The following is a 6,687-nucleotide window of genomic DNA, read 5'->3' as shown; positions in this document are numbered from 1 at the left end:
TCTTGCGGACTAAAGTCCTCACTACGAACCTCACTCTCTAGTTTGATCGTGAGGACTTCAGTCCTTCTTTCTTGCGGACTAAAGTCCTCACTACGAACCGATATGAAGCTTTTTGCGGTGTTCCGCAAGATTGGTGGCGGGTTTCCTAGGCTGCGGAATACGATATCAAACGATCGGCAATTCTACTATAAACTCAGCACCACCCTCAGTTTGAGATAGAGTCTGAGATTCAATTTGAGATGGCACTGGAGATTGAACTGTCAGGCGCCCGCCGTGCAAATCTACAATAATTTTATAGCAAACCGATAGCCCCAATCCTGTAAAATTTTTCAAGGATTTGGTATGGTAAAACGGATCAAAGATTCGGTCTTGAATTTCCGGCGGAATTCGAGAACCGTTGTGGGCGATCGATACTGCAATAAACCTGCCTGTTGAATGCTCGACAATATCTGTTTTAATTGTAATAGTTTGATCGAATTTGTCAATCCGGTTAACAGCATCAATCGCCTTGCTGAGGATATTAGCAAAGACTTGGCTCAGTTGACCGGGATAACACAAAATTGGTGGCAGGTTGCTGTACTCTTTGACTACTAAGATTTTTTTATCCAGTCGGTGAGCGAGCAACAGCAGAATATTATCGATGCTTTCGTGAAGGTTGGCGCGTTCTTTGTTGGCTTCGTCAGGAAGTGAAATGTTCCGCAAAGCCAGGACGCTTTGGCGTATGCGATCGGTCCCTATTTTCAGAGAATTGAGAATTTGTGGCAAGTCTTCGCTGATAAAATCTAGGTCGAAGCTCTCTATTTCTTTGGCAATTCGCGGCACTGGTGTGGGATATTGTTCGCGGTATAGGCGAAGTATATTCAGCAAATCATTGAGAGAATCGTTGACGTGAATCAAGCGGCCATAAATAAAGTTTATTGGGTTGTTAATTTCCTGGGCAATTCCGGCGGCGAGCTGACCGACTATTGTCATTTTTTCGCTTTGTACTAAATGCTCTTCGGTTCTTCTGAGTTGGGCTAATACTTCTTCTAAAAGCTTGAGTTCTTCTTGAATTTGCCCGTGGAGTTGGGATTGGGAAATTGCGATCGCCAGTGAGTCTGCAATTGTTTCCAAAACTTCCACTTCCTCGGGAGTCGCAAACCGCCGATTAGCGCTGGCGAACAGATATCCCAACCGATTAGTCTGAGTCAGTACGGGTACGACTGCGTAGTGGCTGTCTGTGAGTTCGAGATGGGCCACTTCCTGAGACTCTGTGGCATCGGGGGCGGAGGTTTTCTTCAGAAGTATCGTTTCGCACCGATGCAGCCGTGCAGCTAAATCTCCAGAGGGCCCTCCTGTGGCGCCAAAGATTCCCAAGCGCCCCGGTAAACCTTCCCGGCAATATTCCCAGCAAAATTCTACAGTATCTTGCCGGGGGTCGTACCAGCCGAAAATTGCTCGATCGAGCTTTAGCAAGGTACCGAGTTCGTCTACTGTAGTTTGCAGGATGCGATCGAGTTCCAAGGAAGCGCGAATGCGGCCTGTCAATCGGTGGATCAGGGCTTCTGTGCGAGTGCGAATGCACTTTTGGGAAAATAGCTTCAGTGCCACAATTACTGCCAAAATAGCTGCGGCGAAGAGTCCCGTGGCTGCTGCTGCTAATATATTTAAGGCGAACAGTTCTTTTTCGAGATTGTCGCAGGGAATTACCAGGGCGATCGACCATTCAGCTTGTTGTAAAGGAAGATAGGCAACATAAACTCTGGCGTCGTTAATTTGAGTCAGTACAATCCCGGTTTTTTGATAAACCATCTCCCGGGTTACATTTGCCAAATTAGTATCTGCGGACTCTAAAAGACTGGGAGCGGTTTTGTCAATATTTCCCATTAACCGAGCGTCGGGATGGACAATCGGCACTCCTTGAGAATTGAGCACAAAAGCGTAAGTTCCCACTCCATATTCCAGCTTTCCTGCTACTTCCGCAATTCGCTCGATGCTAATGACACCATTCATTACTCCGATCGGCTTTTTTGATTGATTCTCCAGAGAATTTGACCACACCGGAGCCGAAATCGGAACAATACTTTGTTTTTTGAGCGTGCGAGAAATGGTTGGATCTGAAACATAGACTTCCCCAGCCATTGCCTTTTTGAAGTGTTGGCGATCGCTGACATTAATCAAAGCTCTGCCGACTTTTGTGGTAAAATAAGAACCGTCGGGTTCAATCAATGCAAAATGTTTGAAATCTTGGAGTCGATTTACTTCCGATTTTAAATAAGGGCCTGCCACAGACCAATTCATCGATCGCACCGGAGGAGTGTTGGCGAGGGTTTCAAGTTCAGTCTTTTTAGTGCCGATCCAGCGATCGATCTTGTTACCGCGCTCCTTAACTTCTAACAAAGCATTTCGCTCGCTTTTGTTGACAATCAAGCGGCGCACGCTTTGATAGCTGATACAACCAGCGATGCTAGCTGCCAGAATTGTTACGCCCAAAATTAACAGCGCAATTTTGTAGCGAACATTGTATTCGCCCTTCAATCTCGCTGGCAATATTCTAGTTAATTTCCACCACTTCACTCTCGCAAAGCTTCGCATGGTTTGACCAATTTGTGAGATTGAAATCCTCAGCTCACCTGCGATGAACTTGCCCGCCTGCCAGGAGTCTGAAACTACTAGCATTCAATAATTGCGGGGATTTTTTAATTTTTTCCCGCTGGTGGGCTCACCTTGTTAAACTGGAATCAGATTGTACCATGTTTTCGATCGATTAAAATATTTATTCAACAATTTAAGAGTTTTGTTGACAGTTATTAACAATTTCTGTCAATTGGGCCAGGTACGCCCATCAGCACCAGACTTTGAGATGTTTGGGCTTTGTCTTATTAGGTAATGTTGAAATGTATTGCTTTTGTGGAATTATGTAAGGTGCGCACTGCGCACCCTACCTTGAGATATTAGGCTTTTTTATAATCAAATTTTTGAAGTTTTGAGTTATTCATGAACGAAAAAATTGTTAAATTTTTAATTCACATCTCAAAACTCTTTTCGCTGCTAAATTGCCGCAGTTGGGCGATTTATTTAAAGAACCTTGTGAGTGTGTTCGTGCTGTTTCACATTGTCTTCAGTGCGAATGACGCGCTCGGTGTTGAGCACTCTTTTGCGTTCTAAGGAATACGTAAAGTCGTTGCGAACTGTTCCTAAGGGAATGTGAACTTGAGCCTCGGGGCGGATTTTGTAAGTGCGGGCTGCGGCGATCGCCCGAAAGCCAAATTCTTCGCTAAACTGAGCTTCGGCGGGGAATTCCGGCAGCCTTTGGGGTGATTCGCCGTCGAACACCGATCCTAAAGTCGTCCCCCAAGCCATTTCATAAGATGTGGGAATTCCCTTGACAATTGCTTGCAAAGCTGCTGAGGGGATAGGTTCGATTACTTTTACTTGATGAACTTCGCCTTCTTCTTTGATGAAGCAGGTGGCTAAACCCACTACTATGTAGTCGTCGGTGCCGAGTTCGGGTGCGTTGGGATAAACTGTTGCAGTCGTCATAAGAAAAGCTTGGTAGTGGAGAAAACGAGAGAGAGAAATTAAGCGATTTGAGATTTGAGATTTGAGATTTTGGCCGCAGATTTTTTCGGGGGATTTTACCTGAAAAATCTCAAACTGGCGGTTATAGTCTGTAAAATTTTTGTGTAAAGCTCCAAAAAGCCGATCGCGCCAGTGAGTCGATCGTACCACATCAAGGCAACTGCCGGATAATTCGGCAAGGATTCCCCGCCGCCACGACGTTTGCGGGAATATCTTTGACAACAACACTGCCTGCGCCGATCGTGCTATTGTCGCCAATAGTGACTCCCGGACAAATAATACTGCCGCCACCAATCCAAACATTATTACCAATATTAATTTCAGCGGCGAGATCGCGGCCAGAAAGTCGGATTTCCGGATCTGTGGGGTGAAAAGCAGTGTAAATTTGCACGTTGGGGCCGCACAGCAAGTTTTCGCCGATGTTAACTCGATTGCAGTCGAGAATCACGCAGCCAAAATTCATGTACAATCCGTTTCCTGCATAAATATTACTGCCGAAATCGCAGTAAAAAGGCGGCTCGATTTCAATTTTGGGCCCCATTGCACCAAACAATTCGGCAAGGATTTCTAACCGTTTCTCGGGTTCGTCTTCGCGGGTAGAATTGTAGATTCTGGTGAGGCGGCGGGCTCGCTGGCGATCGGCAATTAATTGCTCGTCTGCTGCTAAATATAATTCGCCGGCGAGCATTTTTTGTTTTTCGGTTTTTTCCATAATCATCGGCGGTAATAATTGGCCGTAATAATCGGTTGTAAGAATCGGCGGAATAAGATAAGACGGCGGTTGAAACCGCGTCTACACACAGGAAGTCCGGATGGTGCGCGGACTAAAGAAAATAAGGTAATTTTAACCCAATACGCGATTGATAAGACGGCGGTTGAAACCGCGAGCGTCTTCTTCAACCCCTCTCAGCTCAGGTTTTGCTTGTATAGACGCGGTTTCAACCGCCCGGTATTCTTAATTCTGCAAACAAACTGTTAAATCCAGATTGATTAATTGCTCAAAAGCCCGATCGATCGATCCTTTTCCCCGCAAAAAACCAGTATTCGCAGCGGGGCAGATATATTGCAGAGTCGAGGGCGAAAATCGATCGATAATTGACTGCACGCTGTTAATTTGCCTCGGCCAGTGAAAAGTTTTTGGCGTTCTTTGCGGTGTCGGGGCGCCTTCTCGATTGGGAAGCAAGTGCCTGCCGGTAAACAACACTCCACCGCTGCCAGTATCATAAAGGCAAGATGAACCAGGAGAGTGACCCGGAGTCCACAATGCTTTTATGCGATCGCCCACAGCAAATTCTCGCTCAAAAACCGTCAGCTTCAATCCCGGGAGCAAATAAGCTTCCTGCTCTTGAACCAGGATATCGCAGCCCGTGGCTTCCTGAATCTCCCGCGCCTTGGCGATCGCGCCGCGGTGGGTGAGAAACAGCAGCCGCACGCCGCCGTTTTCCCGCAAAAAGGCTTGGTTAATCTCATCCCAAGCGGGACAATCTACCAGGATGTTCGATTCGTTTTCTACAATGAAATAAGCTGTCGCACCCAGGGTATCCCGGTTAGGTGGGAAAGCAAAAATATGTGCCAGCACCAGCCTGGGCTGTTTGGAGACTGAACTCTGTTGTTTCAAGGAAGTATTGAGAGGCATGGAATAAATATTATGTTCTTTTTACTATGGTTGCTGGTATTGGGGTGGATATCTTACTACTTGTTGCAAAGCAGCACCAGCCGCATCACACGCACTCCGGTATGGCTGCTGTGGCTGGTAATGATGGCGCCCGCACTGATTTGGAGCGGTTGGCTTTTAGTTAACGGCGCGAGCAAAAAAGTACCGCCCGAGTTGGTAATTATACCTTTTCTGGTTTGCCCTTTTTTGTACTGGTTTTTGGTACAGTTGGGGCGCAAGGAAATTATCGCCCAAACACAAACGCAAGTAGAAGGTTCTGCGACTGAACCGACAGAGCCAAAACCGCCCCTGCGCCCGATCGATTCCGAGGAAGAAGCCAGCTTGCGCGATTGTTTTCCCTGGTCAATTTACTTTTTGCGAGATTTAGAATTTCGCCCGCAGGCTGTCATTTGTCGGGGACAGTTGCGAACGAACCCGGAGGCGGCTTACCAGGCGATTCGGGAGAATGTGGAGCAGCATTTTGGCGATCGCTTTTTAGTCATATTTCAAAACAGCTTGAGCGGTCAACCTTTTTTTGCCATAGTTCCCAATCCCAGCCGCCAATCCGGGGAAACTCCTGTCAAAAAAGAACCTGTAACCAGGCCATTTTTTGCATTAGCTTTGGTGCTGATTACGGTGTTTACCACTACAATTGTCGGGTCGCAAATTGCCGGAGTCACTGAAAAAATTTTGCAGTCCAACCCGTATATGTTGCTTCAGGGTTTGCCTTACTCGCTGGCTCTAATTACAATTTTGGGAATTCACGAATCCGGTCACTATTTAGCTGCCAGATTCTACAAAATTTGCACGACTTTACCTTATTTTATTCCGGTTCCTTTTTTCTTGGGAACTTTTGGCGCATTCATTCAAATGCGGAGTCCTATTCCCAACCGCCGAGCTTTATTTGATGTGAGTATTGCCGGCCCGCTGGCGGGTTTGGTTGCAACAGTGCCGTTGTTGATTTGGGGTTTGAATCATTCGACAATTGTACCGCTGTCTGAGAAGTCGGGAATGTTAAATTTTGACTCTTTCAGTCCGAAATTTTCGCTGCTGATGACTTGGTTGAGCAAGTTAACCTTGGGCAGCGCTTTCAATGCGGAAACTGCGATTCATTTGCATCCGGTAGCGGTGGCGGGTTATTTGGGTTTGATCGTGACTGCGTTTAATTTAATGCCTGTGGGACAACTCGACGGGGGCCACATTGTACACGCGATGTTCGGCCAGCGGGCGAGTATGGCGATCGGGCAATTTGCCAGAATTTGTATGCTGCTGCTTTCTTTTTTGGAACAGGGTTTGCTGTTGTGGGCAATTATTTTGTTTTTGACGCCCCTCAACGACGAACCTGCGTTGAATGATGTGAGCGAATTGGACGATAGGCGAGATTTTTTGGGGTTGCTGGCGATCGGGCTTTTGTTAATTATTTTGTTGCCAGCACCCAAGATACTCCTTCAGTGGTTAAATGTTTAGAAGTC

At 46.6% G+C, this 6,687-nt stretch carries 5 protein-coding genes; 1 reads left to right on the top strand and 4 read right to left on the bottom strand.

What is annotated here, in order from left to right:
- Window positions 1-165 precede the first annotated feature (165 nt).
- The 4 genes from JGK39_RS20790 to JGK39_RS20775 form a co-directional block, all read right to left on the bottom strand.
- Window positions 166-2,658, bottom strand: coding sequence for a cache domain-containing protein (locus JGK39_RS20790; RefSeq protein WP_293256297.1), 2,493 nt, complete (start codon window positions 2,656-2,658; stop codon window positions 166-168).
- Window positions 2,659-3,057: 399 nt separating this feature from the next.
- Window positions 3,058-3,522: a hypothetical protein gene (locus JGK39_RS20785; protein WP_293256300.1), complete on the bottom strand. Its 465-nt coding sequence runs from the start codon at window positions 3,520-3,522 to the stop codon at window positions 3,058-3,060.
- A 190-nt stretch (window positions 3,523-3,712) separates the two neighbouring features.
- A complete protein-coding gene (locus tag JGK39_RS20780; RefSeq protein WP_293256294.1) occupies window positions 3,713-4,273 on the bottom strand; it encodes a sugar O-acetyltransferase in 561 nt (186 codons plus the stop codon).
- 243 nt (window positions 4,274-4,516) lie between these two features.
- The gene (locus JGK39_RS20775) at window positions 4,517-5,179 is read right to left on the bottom strand and encodes an MBL fold metallo-hydrolase (RefSeq protein WP_366048925.1); all 663 of its coding nucleotides are present in this window, start codon (window positions 5,177-5,179) and stop codon (window positions 4,517-4,519) included.
- A 30-nt stretch (window positions 5,180-5,209) separates the two neighbouring features.
- On the opposite strand from JGK39_RS20775, the gene JGK39_RS20770 reads away from it, so the two are divergent.
- On the top strand, window positions 5,210-6,682 hold the full coding sequence (locus JGK39_RS20770) for a site-2 protease family protein (protein WP_293256288.1): 1,473 nt from the start codon (window positions 5,210-5,212) through the stop codon (window positions 6,680-6,682).
- Window positions 6,683-6,687 lie beyond the last annotated feature (5 nt).

It is taken from the genome of Microcoleus sp. PH2017_12_PCY_D_A (assembly GCF_020738565.1).
Classification (GTDB): Bacteria; Cyanobacteriota; Cyanobacteriia; order Cyanobacteriales; family Microcoleaceae; genus Microcoleus.
Note: the sequence above shows the minus strand (reverse complement) of the source record. Positions and strands in the feature narration are given on the sequence as shown.